Origin of the sequence: Thioclava sp. F34-6, assembly GCF_002213235.1 — a bacterium.
GTDB classification, from domain to species: domain Bacteria; phylum Pseudomonadota; class Alphaproteobacteria; order Rhodobacterales; family Rhodobacteraceae; genus Thioclava; species Thioclava nitratireducens.
Genome location: NZ_NBOA01000004.1, coordinates 224,449 through 239,626, shown reverse-complemented (window position 1 = coordinate 239,626; position 15,178 = coordinate 224,449). Strand labels below are relative to the sequence as shown.

16 protein-coding genes and 1 tRNA gene are annotated in these 15,178 nt (G+C 61.7%); 6 read left to right on the top strand and 11 right to left on the bottom strand.

What is annotated here, in order from left to right; translation table 11 throughout:
* Positions 1-2: 2 nt before the first annotated feature.
* The 6 genes from B6V72_RS10135 to cysQ all read right to left on the bottom strand — a co-directional run bounded on the left by B6V72_RS10135 (position 3) and on the right by cysQ (position 5,942).
* On the bottom strand, positions 3-1,013 hold the full coding sequence (locus tag B6V72_RS10135; RefSeq protein ID WP_088735478.1) for a glycosyltransferase family 2 protein: 1,011 nt from the start codon (positions 1,011-1,013) through the stop codon (positions 3-5).
* A 212-nt stretch (positions 1,014-1,225) separates the two neighbouring features.
* Positions 1,226-2,248, bottom strand: coding sequence for a glycosyltransferase family 2 protein (locus B6V72_RS10130; RefSeq protein WP_088723195.1), 1,023 nt, complete (start codon positions 2,246-2,248; stop codon positions 1,226-1,228).
* A gap of 25 nt (positions 2,249-2,273) precedes the next feature.
* The gene (galE, locus tag B6V72_RS10125) at positions 2,274-3,257 is read right to left on the bottom strand and encodes a UDP-glucose 4-epimerase GalE (RefSeq protein ID WP_088735477.1); all 984 of its coding nucleotides are present in this window, start codon (positions 3,255-3,257) and stop codon (positions 2,274-2,276) included.
* A gap of 3 nt (positions 3,258-3,260) precedes the next feature.
* Entirely contained in the window at positions 3,261-4,154 is an 894-nt protein-coding gene (gene galU, locus B6V72_RS10120; RefSeq protein WP_075775192.1) for a UTP--glucose-1-phosphate uridylyltransferase GalU, read from the bottom strand.
* Positions 4,155-4,347: 193 nt separating this feature from the next.
* Positions 4,348-5,148, bottom strand: a complete 801-nt coding sequence (locus tag B6V72_RS10115; protein WP_088735476.1) for a manno-octulosonate cytidylyltransferase — start codon at positions 5,146-5,148, stop codon at positions 4,348-4,350.
* A complete protein-coding gene (gene cysQ, locus B6V72_RS10110) occupies positions 5,148-5,942 on the bottom strand; it encodes a 3'(2'),5'-bisphosphate nucleotidase CysQ (protein ID WP_075775194.1) in 795 nt (264 codons plus the stop codon). Before cysQ ends, B6V72_RS10115 begins: the two co-directional genes overlap by 1 nt.
* Before the next feature lie 130 nt (positions 5,943-6,072).
* Between cysQ and B6V72_RS10105 the strand changes: the two genes are divergently transcribed.
* Positions 6,073-6,894, top strand: a complete 822-nt coding sequence (locus tag B6V72_RS10105) for an ABC transporter permease (protein WP_075775195.1) — start codon at positions 6,073-6,075, stop codon at positions 6,892-6,894.
* 40 nt (positions 6,895-6,934) lie between these two features.
* On the top strand, positions 6,935-7,561 hold the full coding sequence (locus tag B6V72_RS10100; RefSeq protein ID WP_088735475.1) for an SH3 domain-containing protein: 627 nt from the start codon (positions 6,935-6,937) through the stop codon (positions 7,559-7,561).
* On the opposite strand, the gene B6V72_RS10095 is transcribed toward B6V72_RS10100, so the two are convergent.
* On the bottom strand, positions 7,562-8,590 hold the full coding sequence (locus B6V72_RS10095) for a LacI family DNA-binding transcriptional regulator (protein WP_088725257.1): 1,029 nt from the start codon (positions 8,588-8,590) through the stop codon (positions 7,562-7,564).
* 327 nt (positions 8,591-8,917) lie between these two features.
* On the opposite strand from B6V72_RS10095, the gene B6V72_RS10090 reads away from it, so the two are divergent.
* Positions 8,918-8,994 (top strand) — tRNA-Arg (locus tag B6V72_RS10090).
* Positions 8,995-9,051: 57 nt separating this feature from the next.
* Here B6V72_RS10090 and B6V72_RS10085 read toward each other — a convergent pair.
* The 4 genes from B6V72_RS10085 to B6V72_RS10070 all read right to left on the bottom strand — a co-directional run bounded on the left by B6V72_RS10085 (position 9,052) and on the right by B6V72_RS10070 (position 12,465).
* Positions 9,052-10,299, bottom strand: a complete 1,248-nt coding sequence (locus B6V72_RS10085) for a saccharopine dehydrogenase family protein (protein WP_088719910.1) — start codon at positions 10,297-10,299, stop codon at positions 9,052-9,054.
* A 51-nt stretch (positions 10,300-10,350) separates the two neighbouring features.
* Positions 10,351-11,445 carry a carboxynorspermidine decarboxylase gene (nspC, locus tag B6V72_RS10080; RefSeq protein ID WP_088735474.1) on the bottom strand — a complete coding sequence of 365 codons (1,095 nt, stop codon included), beginning with the start codon at positions 11,443-11,445 and terminating at the stop codon, positions 10,351-10,353.
* A gap of 62 nt (positions 11,446-11,507) precedes the next feature.
* Positions 11,508-12,212, bottom strand: a complete 705-nt coding sequence (locus B6V72_RS10075; RefSeq protein ID WP_098409595.1) for a helix-turn-helix domain-containing protein — start codon at positions 12,210-12,212, stop codon at positions 11,508-11,510.
* Entirely contained in the window at positions 12,184-12,465 is a 282-nt protein-coding gene (locus tag B6V72_RS10070) for a hypothetical protein (RefSeq protein WP_075775453.1), read from the bottom strand. The genes B6V72_RS10075 and B6V72_RS10070 overlap by 29 nt, the downstream gene beginning before the upstream one ends.
* A gap of 168 nt (positions 12,466-12,633) precedes the next feature.
* Here B6V72_RS10070 and B6V72_RS10065 point away from each other — a divergent pair, with 168 nt between their 5' ends.
* The 3 genes from B6V72_RS10065 (at position 12,634) to B6V72_RS10055 (ending at position 15,136) form a co-directional block, all read left to right on the top strand.
* A complete protein-coding gene (locus B6V72_RS10065) occupies positions 12,634-13,179 on the top strand; it encodes a hypothetical protein (protein ID WP_075775200.1) in 546 nt (181 codons plus the stop codon).
* A gap of 104 nt (positions 13,180-13,283) precedes the next feature.
* Positions 13,284-13,919, top strand: coding sequence for a ribonuclease HII (locus B6V72_RS10060; RefSeq protein ID WP_088727573.1), 636 nt, complete (start codon positions 13,284-13,286; stop codon positions 13,917-13,919).
* Positions 13,920-14,032: 113 nt separating this feature from the next.
* Entirely contained in the window at positions 14,033-15,136 is a 1,104-nt protein-coding gene (locus tag B6V72_RS10055) for a site-specific DNA-methyltransferase (protein ID WP_075775202.1), read from the top strand.
* Positions 15,137-15,178: the final 42 nt, after the last annotated feature.

Genomic DNA, 15,178 nt, shown 5'->3' with positions numbered 1-15,178 from the left:
CCTCACGCCCAATTGCCCTTCGACATCAGCCCGAGGATTTCGAGCTGGCGCCAGTTGATATATTTCTCCGACCATTTGCACCACAAATCGGGCTCTTTTGAGATCGTGCGGGCATAGGCGTGATATTCGCGCGAGCCTGCGTAATGCTGTTTGCGCTCCAACTCTTCCTCGACCTTGTCGGTGAGCGGCGAGAGGAACTTCGCGTGCAGCAGGCACCCCGAGACCATCTCTCCGCCGATCGTGTCGTAGACCCGGTTGAGGCCGCGCGGCAGCAGCGCATGGGTCGAGGAGATATAGACATTCCCGCGCTCCCATTTGACGAGCGGTATCTTGTTGAGCGAGGGGGCCTTCTTCGGCGCGTCGGGAAAAAAGATGCGTGCCCGCGGTCCGCCCTGGATCCACAGATTATTGGTCTCGGAGTTCTGCGAGATCATGTAATTGCCCGCATCGAACCAGCAGGCCAGATCGAACGGGTTCTGCCCCTCGCGATAGGGCTGCGCGTCGATCGGTCCTTTCGGATACATATCGAGCAGCATCGCCGGGAAAGACCGGATGCCATAGGTGTCGAGCCAGTCGGTCAACGCCTGAATGGGCCGCGTGTCGCAGAACGGGTAGACGAAGAACTCGTCCGGATCGAGCGTCAGCGTCCAATGCCCGGTGCCGTATTTGCGCAGCAGCCAGTTCATCCAGTCGATGCCGAAATTCGACGCCTTGTAAGACGCCTCCGTGCGCCAGACCGAGCAATCCTCCTGCTGCGCGAGATACTCGGCGCTGCCGTCGTCGCTGCCATTGTCGACAAACAGGAAGTGGCCGACCCCCATTTCGCGGTAATAGCGCAGGAAATAGGGCAGGCGGATGCGTTCGTTGCGGGCGGTGACGAAGACGAGGATATCCTCGGGGTGGATGTCGCCGGTGCGATCGGAATAGAGAGAGAGTTCGCGGCTTTTCCGGAAAGCCCGAATCTGCCGAATTCTGCGCTTGCGGCGCAGTCTGGCGATTTCTCTCAGTCCCAATATCCGTCCCTCTTCGACGTCGCGGTCATTTCGTGCCGCTTCGGTCCCGTGATGCTCGTATCGTAGTTTTCAAATCGTTAAAGGTCGCCCGGTTCAAATCGGCAAGTTTTTAACGGGTTATCAATATCTTCCGATACTTACCCGGTTTGCTTGCAACTGAGAAGCCCGCGCTTCACGCTCACGTCAGTATTGTTGCCCCCAAGTCAACAAATTTACATCCACCCGCCGCGCGACATCAGCCCCTGCGCCTCCAGTTGTCGCCAGTCGCCGAGCCGCGTCGAATGCGGCGTCCAGAGTTCCGGATCGGCGGCCAGCGCGTCGTAATACTGGTCGAATTCCGCGGGCTGGCCGAAATGCTCGCCGCGTGATTTCTCCTCCTTCGACTTGTCCACGATCTCGTCGAGAAACTTCGTGTGCAGCAGCAGCCCCGAGATGGCCTCGCCGCCCTCCGTGTCGTAAGTCTGGTTCAGGTGGCGGGGCAGCAGCGCATGGGTTGAGTTCAGATAGGCCCACCGGCGATGCCACCGCACCAACGGGATTTTCGACAGGGTCGGCGCTTGCCGGGGGTTGTGGGCAAAAAACGCCCGTGCCCGGGGTCCGCCCTGAATCCACAGCGCGTCGGTCCGGTCCTGCCGGGTCATCATGTAATTCCCGGCATCGAACCAGCTCAGGATCTTGCGCGGGTCCTGCCCCGCCTCATAGCGCTGCGCGCCCAGCGGCCCCTTCGGGTAGAGGTCGAGCATCATCGCTGGGAAACAGCGCTGCTCGGACCGGTCGAGCCAGTCGGTCAGCGCGGGCAGGGGGCGGCTGTCGTGATAAGGGTAGATCAGCAGCTCATCCGCATCGACGGTCAGGCACCAGCGATCGTGCCCGTAGCGCAGCATCAGCCATGTCACCCAATCGAGCCCGAAACGCGAGGCCCGGTAGCTGCCCGCCGTCTGCCACAGCGAGACGTCGCGCGCTTCCGCCAGCAGCGCGGCGGTGTCATCCGTGCTGCCATTATCGACGATCAGGAAGTGATCGACGCCCAGCTTGCGGTAATGCTTGAGGAAAAAGGGCAGCCGCCGCGCCTCGTTGCGCATCACCGCGAAGGCGAGGATCGCACAGGGCCTTATCTTGCCGGTGCGGTTGGTGACGCTGTCGAGCTGATGCCGCTTGCGCAGGGCGCGCCACAGGAAGTGCTTGCGCTTGAGGCGCAGCCTGTAGCTCTCCCAAAGCTCATGGCGCGATGGCATCCATACTCCTGACCCTGCCTCGGGGTCAGTATTCATACTCTTTCGCCTGATGCCAACGCCATGCATCGGAAATCATGGTGGACAGGTCCGACCGCTTCGGCTGCCAGCCAAGCTCCTCGGTCGCCCGTTTCGAGCCCGACACAAGCGACGCCGCATCGCCCGGTCGACGGTCCCCCTCGACGATCGGAACATCGCGATTGGTTACCGCGCGCGAGGCGTCGATCACTTCGCGCACCGAGAACCCGTTGCCAGAGCCGAGGCAGAAGACCCGCGAGGGTTTGCCATCCTCGAGCCATTTCAGACCCAGCACATGCGCATCGACCAGATCGGAGACATGCACGTAATCGCGGATGCAGGTGCCGTCGCGCGTCGCGTAATCCGAGCCGAACACGGTCAGCGCCGGGCGTTTGCCCGCGATCGCGTCGAGCATCAGCGGGATCAGATGCGTCTCGGGGATGTGCTGCTCGCCGACTTCTGCGTCGGGATCGGCGCCCGCCACGTTGAAATAGCGAAAGATCACGGAGTTCATCCCGTGGCTCGCGCCGAAATCGCGCAGCATGTCTTCGATGGCGCGTTTCGATCCGCCATAGGCGTTGATCGGGCGCTGTTCTGTGTTCTCATCCAGCACCACCCCGTCCTGATCGCCGTAGGTCGCACAGGTCGAGGAGAAGACGAAGTTGCGGCAGTCTGCATCGACGGCCGCCTCGATCAGGTTCAGCGCGCAATTCACGTTGGTGCGCCAATATTTCGCCGGATCTTTCATCGACTCGCCGACGAGGCTGAGCGCCGCGAAATGCATTACAGCGATGGGCTGATACTTGGCGAACACTTCGTCGAGCCGGGCGCGATCGGCCAGATCGCCCTCCTCGACGGGGCCGAATTTCACCGCTTCTTTCCAGCCGGTCGAGAAATTGTCGAAACAGACCGGGACGTAGCCCGCCGCGGCCAGCGCCTTGCAGGCGTGCGAGCCGATATAGCCCGCACCGCCCGTCACCAACACATGCTTCATCGCTTACTCGGCAGCCTGCCGCATCGCGGAGAGATCGGAGAGATACTCGCCGAACTCGTCCTTCAGATCCGGGCGCTGGAGGCCGAAGGCCACCGTTGCCTGCAGGAAGCCCGCTTTCGATCCGCAATCGTAACGTTGGCCGTCGAAGCGATAGGCGTAGACCGAGTTGCCGCCGTGGATTTCCTGCGCGATGGCGTCGGTCAGCTGGATCTCTCCACCGGCTCCCGCCTTGCGCGCATCGAGGTTCCACATGATCCGCGGGGTCAGGATGTAACGACCGATCACCGCGAGGTTCGAGGGCGCATCTTCGGGCTTGGGCTTCTCGACCATGCCATTGACGGGCAGGCGCGGACCGTCGCCCGGGCCCACATCCAGAACACCGTAGGAGGCGGTCTTGTCGGCGGGGACTTCCATCGCCGCGACATAGTTCCCGCCGGTCTCGTTATAGGCTTCCATCATCTGCTGCAGACAGGGCTTGTCGGCGGCGATGACGTCGTCGGTCAGGATCACGGCGAAGGCTTCGTCATGCACCAGACGGCGCGCGCACCAGACCGCATGGCCCAGACCCAGCGGCTGGTTCTGGCGGACATAGGCAATCGCGCCGCTATCCATGTTGGTCTTCTTCAACTCGTCGAGAATCTCGGTCTTGCCCTTCTGCGAGAGCGCGCTTTCGAGCTCGGGGGCGTTGTCGAAGTAATCCTCGAGCGCAGATTTGCCGCGCGAGGTGACGAAGATGAATTCCTCGATACCGGCCGCGCGCGCCTCGTCGATGGCGTATTGGATAAGCGGGCGGTCCACCAGCGTGAGGATCTCTTTCGGGATCGATTTCGTCGCGGGCAGGAAGCGGGTTCCGAGGCCGGCCACCGGGAAGATCGCCTTCGTCACCTTGCTTTTCATTCGTCACCTATAGGGTTGCTACGATCAAATCGTCAGAAGTTGGTTTATTGTGTCCCCAAAGCCTCAATCCAACAAGGGACCGATTTTCGCGTTGAGCACTCCAAAAGGAAGAAATGCTGCAAACGCGAAAATTGTTTCGTTCAACGCCGTGAAAATTCGCGGTTTACGCGTGTTCGGCGATAAATCGCCGCAGTCAGGGGAGCTGCATCTGCTGCATCATGGATTCTATCCGGGCCACGTCTGATGGATTGTTGAGTTCCCAGAATTGCCGTCCGCGCGCCTCGACTTCTGCGCAGAGCACTGCACGCCCGTTCTCTAGGAAACGCAATTGCTCCAGCCCTTCGAGAGTCTCCAGAGGCCCGATCGGCCAGCCTGCATAGGCCGCCAGCGTGTCCGGTCGGTAAGCATAGACGCCCACATGGTGGAACACCGGCGTCGGGGCTTCGTCCGCGTAACTCTCGGAGGTGAAAGGAATGACCTCTTTCGAGAAATAGAGCCCGCGATTGCCTGCGCCGAACACCGCCGTGGTGCCGCCCACCCGCCCGTTCTGGCGATCTTCCAGAAGGCTTTTCAGCATTGCGCCCTCGCAGCGCAGCACCGGGGTCGCGAGTTCGGCCCAGTCATTGGCGCGCAACCCCGTCACGAGGTCTTCGATGAACCAGGCGGGAGTCAGCGGCGCGTCGCCTTGCAGGTTCACCACGATATCGTAGTCACCGCCAAGCGTTGCGGCAGCTTCGGCGCAGCGCTCGGTCCCGTTACGGCAGCTCTCCGAGGTCATCACCACCTCCGCGCCGAAGGCCTGGCAGGCGTCGCGGATACGGGCGTCATCGGTGGCCACCACGACCCGGTCGACGCCGCCGACCTGCGTCGCCGCCTCCCAGCTACGCTGGATCAGGGTCTTTTTCTCGCCCGTGGCGCCGGTCAGTTCGACCAGCGGCTTGCCGGGATAACGGCTCGACGCGTAGCGCGCCGGAATGACGATGAGGACAGACATCACTTCACCAGCAGAACGCCGGGAGCGTAGGCGATGAAGAACGGGTTCTCGAAGCCAGGCTTGCCATAGGTGAAGGGCGCGTGATCTTCGAAGCGGATCATCTCGCCGCCCGCGCCGCGCAGAACCGCGTCACCTGCCGCCGTGTCCCATTCCATCGTGCGGCCCAGACGTGGATAGAGGTCTGCCTCGCCCGTCGCGACAAGGCAGAATTTCAGCGACGACCCGGCCGAGGCCATATCCTTCACCGCGTATTTGCCGATGTATTCGTCGGTCGCCTGATCGCGATGCGATTTCGACGCAACCACCATCAGACCGCGATTGTCGGGCATCGAAACCGTGATCGGCTGCTGCTTGCCGGGGCGCTCCTTGTCGAAGGGGCCGTCTTCTTCGACCGCGCGGCCCTCGGCCAGTGTGTAGAACAGCCGCCCCTTGGCGGGCGCATAGACCACGCCACGCACCGGCTTGCCATTCTCGACATAGGCGATGTTGACGGTGAAATCGCCGCGGCGCTTCACGAATTCCTTCGTGCCGTCGAGCGGATCGACGATGAGGAAGGTCGACACCTCCTGCGAATGGCTCGCGGCCTGTTCCTCGGTGACGAGCGGCACGTCGGGAAATTCGGCGCGCAGCCCGGCGGAGATCAGCGCGTCGGCGGCCTCGTCGGCTTCGGTCACCGGCGAGTTGTCCGACTTCGACTTCACCTCGAAATCCGGCGAGTCGTAGATCTCCATGATCTTGTCGCCTGCCTCGAGCGCCAGTCGCCGCATCACTCGCATCAGATGTTCGAAATCCATCGTCACGCCTCTCCCGGCCTTGTTAAGGCCCAATTGCTATGCTCCAACTCCCCCCTTATGATGCGGCGACAAGGGTTGAGCAAGCAATCCGACCTAGCTTGGGCCGCAACGCGCCCGAATCGGCAGGAACATGTTCAGACCGGAGACGAAAGCGACCAAGCTCGGGACGACCTTCAGCCTGCTGGAGTTGATCTACCATGCGACGGTGCGCAATCTGCGCAAGACCCACGGCAATGCGTTGATCGGCCTGCTGCTGAACATGGTCCAGACGATGATGCTGGTCATTTCTTTCTACGTCATGTTCAGCATATTGGGGATGCGGTCCAGCTCGGTGCGCGGCGATTTCCTGCTCTACATCATGACCGGCATTTTCCTCTACATGACCCATACCAAGACCCTGGGCGCGGTCTTCGGATCTGAGGGGCCGACCTCGGCGATGATGAAACACGCGCCGATGACCACCGCGGTCTCGATCTCCGCGGCGGCGCTGAGCGCGCTCTACATCCAGGTGCTGTCGATGGTGACGGTGCTCTACATCTACCATGCGGCCTTCAAGCCGATCGAGATCTACGATTGGGTCGGTGCCTTCGGGATGGTGTTGCTGGCGTGGTTCACGGGGCTCGCGGTCGGGGTTGTGCTGTTGGCGGCGAAGCCCTGGGCACCCGAAGTGGTGGGCGTGATCCAGCAGGTCTACACCCGTGCCAACATGATCGCCTCGGGAAAGATGTTTCTCGCGAACAATCTGCCGCACAAGATGCTGATCCTGTTCAACTGGAACCCGCTGTTCCACACGATCGATCAAGCGCGCGGCTTCACCTTCATCAATTACAATCCGCATTTCTCGAACTGGGAATATCCGCTCTATGTCGGGCTAGCGATCCTGATGATCGGCCTTCTGGGCGAATTCTACACGCGTCAATACGCCTCGATCAGCTGGGGGGCGCGGCGTTAGTGCCTTTTCAGGCAGGCTCGTTTCGAAAAGGAGCGCTGTTATGGCCGCGAATACCATCCGAACGATTGGCCTCGGTCTGGCCCTTGCGATGAGTTCTGCCGGATCCGTTCTGGCAGAGGACTTTCCCCACTACGCGGCGGTCACCGGCGTCGCTGCCGACGATGTTCTCAATCTCCGGGCGGAGCCGACCGCATCGGCGCCCGTCCTAGGCACATTGTCTCCCGGAGCGACAGGCATCGAGATAACGGGCGCATCCGCGGACGAAAAATGGCTCAGGTTGAATGTCGATGGACGCACGGGGTGGGCTGCGGCGCGATTTCTCAAGGACGTTCCGATGCCGCCGTGGTGGACCGAACAGGTGCCGCTAGCCTGTTCCGGGACGGAGCCGTTCTGGTCGCTGCGCTACGCGCCGGGGCTCTTTCGGTTCGAGATGGCGGGGGAGGCTGCGCAAAACCTCGATGTCGGATGGTCAGGGGCTCCGCAAAACGGAAAGGCCGAGACGGTGGGGATGAAACTGTCGGGAAAAGGCACGGACGGCTTTGTGGTGTTCAAGGGCGGCACGTGTTCCGATGGCATGAGCGATGCGCTTTACGCGATCGGGCTCGATCTCTTCCTGAAGACATCCGCAGGTCGTCGCGCGCTGACCGGATGCTGCCGCCTCGACTGATCAGACTTTACGGATCGTGTCGCCGGGATCGAGGGTCGGCTCCAGCTCGATCACCTCGCCGCCGATCATCCCGCTTTGCGAGCGACCCGAAATGATCTGCGCCGCCTTGCGCCCGATCTCGGCCCGGCAGGCATTCATCGTGGCGAGCCGCACCGACAGACCGTCGAGCAGTTCGAGTCCGTTGAACCCCGCGAGACCCATCTTGCCGGGCACGTCGATCCCATTGTCGAGGCACCAAAGCAGACCGCCTGCGCCGATCATGTCGTTCGAATAATAGAGAAAATCGAGATCGGGCGAGCGCTTGAGCATCGTCTCCGTCATCTCGCGTCCTTTCGCGAGCGCAGAACCGCCGCCGTAGAACTCGGTATCGGCCAGTTCGATCCCCGCCTTGGCGAGCCCTTCCTTGAACCCTTCGAGCCGTTTGCGCGCCCGGTGATCCTCGGGCATTTTCGTCCCGAGGAACCCGATCTTGCGATAGCCCGCGGCGATGATCGCCTCGGCCATGTGCAGCCCGGCGCGGCGATGCGAGATACCGACGACCGAGTCGATCCCCTCACCATCGACATCCATGATCTCGACCACCGGAATGCCCGCGTTCTGCAGCATCGCGCGAGAGGCGGGCGTGTGTTCGACCCCCGCGATGATCACCCCCGAGGGGCGCCACGAGAGCATCTCATAGAGAACCTGCTCTTCCTTCTCGGGCGAGTAATTCGTCACGCCCACGACCGGCTGCAGCCCGGTATCCTCAAGCTCGTCAGATACGCTCGACAGGACTTTCGGGAAGACGAGGTTCGACAGCGACGGGATGATCACGGCCACGAGGTTCACCCGCTGCGAGGCGAGCGCGCCGGCGATCTTGTTGGGCACGTAGCCAAGCGCCTTCGCGGCTTGCAGGACCTTTTCGCGTGTCGCATCAGAGACATCGCCGCGATTGCGCAGCACGCGGCTCACGGTCATCTCGGAGACGCCGGAGGCTTCGGAGACATCGCGCAGGGTCAAGGGGCGGCGGGTTTCGATGGGGCGGGACAAGGGCAGTTCCTCAAGTTTCACCTCTTGTTAGCGCCAAACATTTCCCTTGCGCAAGCGAATGATGACCAGTATGTTAGCGTTAACGGTTATAGGGTCGGATAATCTCCGCTCGATACCTGGACAGACCCGCGCACCTGTCGGATTCGTCAGGGCGAGGGACGCGAAAGGGGGCGCAGTGGGCCAATTTGCGCTCCCTTTTCTTTCTTCCCAACCAGTTCCCGAATTCACGACCGCACTAGATGCGCGGCATAGCGGCTGCGGTTTTTCGCAGCACCACCGCGATGGACTTGCGCCACAAGCTCTTTGGCGGCATCAAAGGCGCTGTGCGGTCCCGTGGCTCAACTGGATAGAGCAGCCCCCTCCTAAGGGGCAGGTTGCAGGTTCGAATCCTGCCGGGATCGCCAATCAGACATGAAAAAGGCCCGCGCTATGCGGGCCTTTCGTGTTTCTGGTGCGACCGCTCAAACCTCGGTCCAGGATTTGTCCTCGCCCTTGAGGCCGCCGACCATCACGCGGGTCGGAAGGCCCATGCGGTCGAGCTCGGTGAAGAAGGGTTTGGGGTCCATCTCTTCGACGTTCTTCATCGTCTTCGCATCCCAGTCGCCCTGCGCGATCAGGATTGCGGCGGCAACCGGCGGCACACCTGCCGTATAGGAGATGCCCTGCGAGCCGACCTCTTCGTAGGCTTCTTTGTGATCGGCGACGTTATAGACAAAATACTCCACGTCCTTGCCGTCCTTCGTGCCTTTCACCAGATCGCCGATGCAGGTCTTGCCGGTGTAGTTCGGCGCGAGGCTCGACGGGTCGGGCAGCACGGCCTTCACCACTTTCAGCGGCACGACTTCCAGACCCTCGGCGGTTTTCACCGGCTGTTCCGACAACAGGCCGAGGTTCTTCAGCACGGTGAAGACGTTGATGTAGTGATCGCCGAAGCCCATCCAGAAGCGCACGTCGGCCTGCGGATAGTTGGTGGCGAGCGAGTGCACCTCGTCATGGCCCGACTGGTAGGCCTGCGACGGGCCTACGACGGGCAGATCCCATTCGTGGCCCGAGGCGAACATGCTCGTCTCTTTCCACTGCTGGTCTTCCCAGTAATAGACGACTCCGGTGAATTCGCGGAAGTTGATCTCCGGATCGAAATTGGTCGCGAAATACTTGCCGTGCGAGCCCGCGTTGATGTCGACGATGTCGATCGATCTCACCTCGTCCATCTGGTCGATGGCGAAACGCGCATAGGCGTTCACCACGCCCGGATCGAAGCCCGCGCCGAGGATCGCAGTCACGCCATGTTCGGCGCACAGGTCGCGCTTCTTCCATTCGTAATTGGCATACCAAGGCGGGGTTTCGCAGATCTTGTCGGGCTCTTCATGAATCGCGGTGTCGATATAGGCGGCGCCGGTGGCGATGCAGCCATCGAGGACGTGCATGTTCACGAAGGCGGTGCCGACGTTGATCACGATCTGGGACCCGGTCTTGCGGATAAGCTCGGCGACGGCCTCGGAATCGGTCGCATCCACCGCATGCGCCTCAAACGTGCCCTCGACCTTCATCGCGCCTTTCTCATGCACGCTTTCGATGATCGCATCGCATTTCGATTTGGTGCGCGAGGCGATGTGCAGATCGCCCAAGATGTCGTTGTTCTGCGCGCATTTATGCGCCACGACCTGGGCGACGCCGCCCGCTCCGATGATGAGCACGTTCTTTTTCACTTCGGCTGTCTCCTTTGTTTGCGGACAGGGGAAGGGGGCTCTTGTGGGCCCTCAGGACAATGAGGCGCGATAATCCTCATAGGTGAAGTCGCGAATCCGGTCGATGTTCCCATTTTCGCGGCGGATGGCGATAGCAGGCATCGCAACGCCGTTGAACCAGTTCTTCTTGACCATCGTGTAACCGGCGGCATCGGCAATCGAGATACGGTCGCCGATTTCGAGCGGTTTGTCGAACCGCGCCTCTCCGAAGATGTCGCCCGCGAGGCAGGTTTTTCCGGCGATCTGGTATTCGTATTTGCCCTGTTGCGGCAGCTTCGCAGTCTCGCGATAGATCAGCAGGTCGAGCATATGCGCCTCGATGCTGCTGTCGACGATGGCGATCTTCTTGCCGTTGTCGAGAATGTCGAGCACCGTGACTTCGAGCGAGGCACTCTGCGTGATGGAGGCCTCGCCAGGCTCGAGATAGACCTGCACGTCGAAATCTTCGGAGAATTTCTTCAGTCGGTCGGCCAGATCGTCGAGCGGGTAATCTTCGCCGGTGAAATGGATGCCGCCACCAAGGCTCACCCATTTCAGGCGCTTCAGAATATCGCCGAACTCGGCTTCGATGCGGCTCAGCTGATGATCGAACAGCGCGAAATCGGCGTTCTCGCAATTGTAGTGGATCATCACGCCCGAGATGCGATCCATCGCCGCCTCGAGCCGCTCGGCATCCCATTCGCCCAGCCGCGAGAACGGCCGCGCCGGGTCGGCCAGATCGAAGCCGGAGGTCGAAAATCGCGGGTTCAGGCGCAGGCCACGCTCGATATGCGCCGCCTTCTCGCCAAAGCGATCCAGCTGGCTCAGCGAGTTGAAGATGATCTTGTCGGCATACCCGATGGCCTCGTCGATCTCGTGATCGGCCCAGGCGACCGAATAGGCATGGGTTTCCTTGCCGAATTTCTCACGCCCGAGATGCAGCTCGAACAGCGAGCTGGAGGTCGTGCCATCCATGTAGGGCTTCATGATGTCGAAGGCCGACCAAGTCGCGAAACATTTCAGCGCCAGCAGGGCTTTCGCGCCGGAACGTTCGCGCAGACGCTCGATCTTGCGCATGTTCTCGCGCAGTCGGGCCTCGTCGATCAGGTAGAAGGGCGTATCGGACATGGCTCCCCCGCAGGTCAACAGACCCTGCGATATAGGGCCCATGTGACAGTGGCGCAACCGGATCAGTCGACTCGGATCGCATCCTTGGCCACGCTAAGCGCATAGCCTTTGCGGGAAATGTTGCGCACCAGAAGCTCGCTGACGAGCTGATTTCCGAGGCTGTCGCGCAGCCGTTTGATCCGCGTGGCGCCCGCCGCCTCGTCGCAATCGGCCTCGTCGCGGCCCGAGATCATCGCCTCGATCTGCGCGCCGGTGAGGATGTCGTCATCCATCCGCGCTTCGGCCAGAACAGACAGCGTCTCGATCGCGGCCGGGGTCAGTGTGAAGCCCATATCGTTGAGCATGACCGCGTTTTCGCCGCGCAGGATGCGCAGGCTCTGCACCTCGATCCCGGCGCGGCGGATTTCGGTCATGCGCTTGTTCAGCGCGATCAGCAGCAGCAGGAAGACGATCGTCGCGATCAGCAACGCGGCGGCGAAGATCAGGAGGATGAAGATGATTACCCGGTAATTCGCCAGCACATCAGAGAACGCGGTGCCCGATTGCGCGAGCACCTCCAGCAGTTTGATTTCGGCCTGCGAGGTCAGGTTGTCGTTTTGCACGAAGATCTGCTCGACTCGCGCGTTGAACGCATCCGCATTCGGCAGGTTCGCGAATAGTAGCACCGCAGCGACCGCGAGAATCGCAACCACGGCGACGATCCCGCCCACGACCGCGCGCGAGCCCAATCGCAGACTGTCAGTAACGGAGGAAATATTGTCCGGCACTGGCCTTCCTTTGCTCCAAGCCATCGGGGCCGAATGTGGAGAGAACCGTCAGCAAGGTCCACCCATCGGCTTTCAGCTTCGGCGCCAATTCGCGCGCCGCCGCCTTTTTCGAACAGGCCGAGTCCGAGACCTGCGCAACCCCGTATTGCAGCTGCAACGGGTTGTCGCGCTTGGCCTTGTAGTCGGCATAGCACTCGGCCTGCGCGGCCGAGGCAGAGGCGAGAAACGCCAATATGAGGACTGCATGTTTCATGTGGAACACGCTGCGCGCAATGCCCGTGTTATTCAATAGCCAAAGGGGGTTGGCCGGTCTGTTATCCGATAGCAGGGGGCCGTTATTGCCTGACTTTCGACCCCCGGCCCAATCTCGGTTCATCGACGTCACGCGGCCTTCGGGCTGCCGAGTGAAAGGACCGAAGCCATGAGCCTCAAGACCAAGGCCACCGCCGCCATCACCGCCCTCGCCCTCGCGCTGGGCTCCGTCGCGATCAGTGCCACGCCCGCCGCCGCGCTGGGCAAGAAGGACCGTCAGGCGCTAACCATCCTGCTTGGGGTCGGTGCCGCCGCGTTGCTGCTCGACGGTATGAACAAGAACGACCACAAGGCGAAGAAGGCGCAGCCGCGCTATGAAAGCTGGCAGGACCGGCAGCGCCGACTGGAGCGTGAACGCCGCGAGCGCGAGCGTCGCGCCGCCGAAGCCCGCCGCAAGCGCGCGCAGGAACGCTACGACCACGACCGCTATCGCCATGACCGAGACCGCATCTACCTGCCTGCGGAATGCGTGCAGCGCGTGAAGACCCGCCGCGGCTGGGGCGAGGTGGTTTCCGCCTCCTGCCTCGACCGCCGCACAGAGCGTACGCTGCCCGCCAACTGCGCCTTCACGATGCGCACCGGGCGTCACGGGGTCGAGAAAGTCTACGGCAGCAACTGCCTGGAGGATCGCGGTATCCGTCTCCGCCGGCGTTAAGACATGCGGCAGACGCCAAGAAGAGCGTCGTCGAGCAGTGCGGGGGCCTTCGGGTCCCCGCTTTTTCATTGAACAGACCTGCCGGTTCGGGGCATTCCCAACGCATGGCAGACTCACCTGACTTTTCCTTCGAAGAAGCCGCTTTCGCGCGCGGCCTGATCGTCGTCGCGGGCGTGGACGAAGTCGGCCGCGGACCGCTTTGCGGGCCCGTCACCGCTGCCGCGGTAATTCTCGATCCAGCCTGCATTCCCGAGGGGCTCAACGATTCGAAGAAGCTCAGCGCGAAGCGCCGCGCCGATCTGGCGGCCCGGATCATGGACTGCGCCGAGTTCTGCGTGGCCCATGCCAGCGTCGAGGAGATCGACGAGCTTAATATCTATCACGCCTCGCATCTCGCGATGTGCCGGGCGGTCACAGGCCTCGCCCGGATCGCCGATCACGTCCTCGTCGATGGCAACCGCGTGCCGTCCGATCTGCAACTTTCCTGCGAGCCGATCGTGAAGGGCGACGCGCGCTGCCTGTCGATCGCGGCGGCCTCGATCCTCGCGAAAGAGGCCCGCGATTTGCTCATGGTGGATTTGGCGCAACAGTATCCTGGCTACGGCTGGGAACGAAATGCGGGCTACGCGACGAAGGATCATCTGCAGGCGCTTCTAGATTTAGGGGTTACCCCCGTTCATAGACGAAGCTTCAAGCCGGTCCACAATATCTTGTGCCAAGCGAATTATATAAGCCCTTGATTCAAAAAAGAAATTGACGATGAATCGGCTTTGACTCATTTTTATAGCCATAGATCGGCACAAAGCCGGCACCCAGATATTGGGCCCTGAGGCGGGCAGTTAAGAGGCTAAAAATGGCAAAGACCAAGACTCCGGTGGTGCGCAATGCACTGCCCCTGAACGAAATTCTCGCAGGCGATTGCATCGAGATGATGAACTCGCTGCCCGAGGACAGTGTAGACCTGATCTTCGCCGATCCACCCTACAACCTACAGTTGCGCGGCGACCTGCATCGCCCCGATAATTCCAAGGTCGACGCGGTCGATGACGCGTGGGACCAGTTCGGCTCATTCGCGCATTACGACAACTTCACCCGCGAATGGCTGAAGGCCGCACGCCGCATCCTTAAGCCGAACGGCGCGATGTGGGTGATCGGCTCCTATCACAACGTGTTTCGCATGGGCGCAGAGCTGCAGAACCAGGGCTTCTGGATTCTGAACGACGTCGTGTGGCGCAAATCGAACCCGATGCCGAACTTCCGCGGCAAGCGCCTGACGAACGCGCATGAGACGCTGATCTGGGCGTCGAAATCCGAAGGCGCGAAATACACCTTCAATTACGAAGCGCTGAAATCGCTCAACGAAGGGGTGCAGATGCGCTCCGACTGGGTGATCCCGATCTGCAATGGCGGCGAGCGTCTGAAGGATTCGAACGGCGAGAAAGCCCACCCGACCCAAAAGCCCGAGGCGCTGCTGCACCGCGTGCTCGTCGGCACCACCAACCCCGGCGACGTGATCCTCGACCCGTTCTTCGGCACCGGCACGACCGGCGCCGTGGCGAAGATGCTGGGCCGCGATTTCATCGGTATCGAACGCGAGGAAGCCTATCGCGAAGTCGCGCTCAAGCGCCTCGCCAAGATCCGCAAGTTCGACAAGGAAGCTCTGGAGGTTTCCACCTCGAAACGCGCCGAGCCGCGGGTGCCCTTCGGCCAGCTGGTCGAACGCGGGATGCTGCGCCCGGGCGAGGAGCTCTACTCGCTCAACGGTCGCCACAAGGCGAAGGTCCGCGCCGACGGCACGCTGATCGGCGACGACGTGAAAGGCTCGATCCATCAGGTCGGTGCCCATCTCGAAGGCGCGCCCTCCTGCAACGGATGGACCTACTGGACGTTCAAGCGCGACGGCAAACAGGTCCCGATCGACCTGCTGCGCCAGCAGATCCGCGCCGAGATGAACTGAGGCTCCGCCCTCTTCCAAGAATTAGAAGTTACCGCCGGTGCC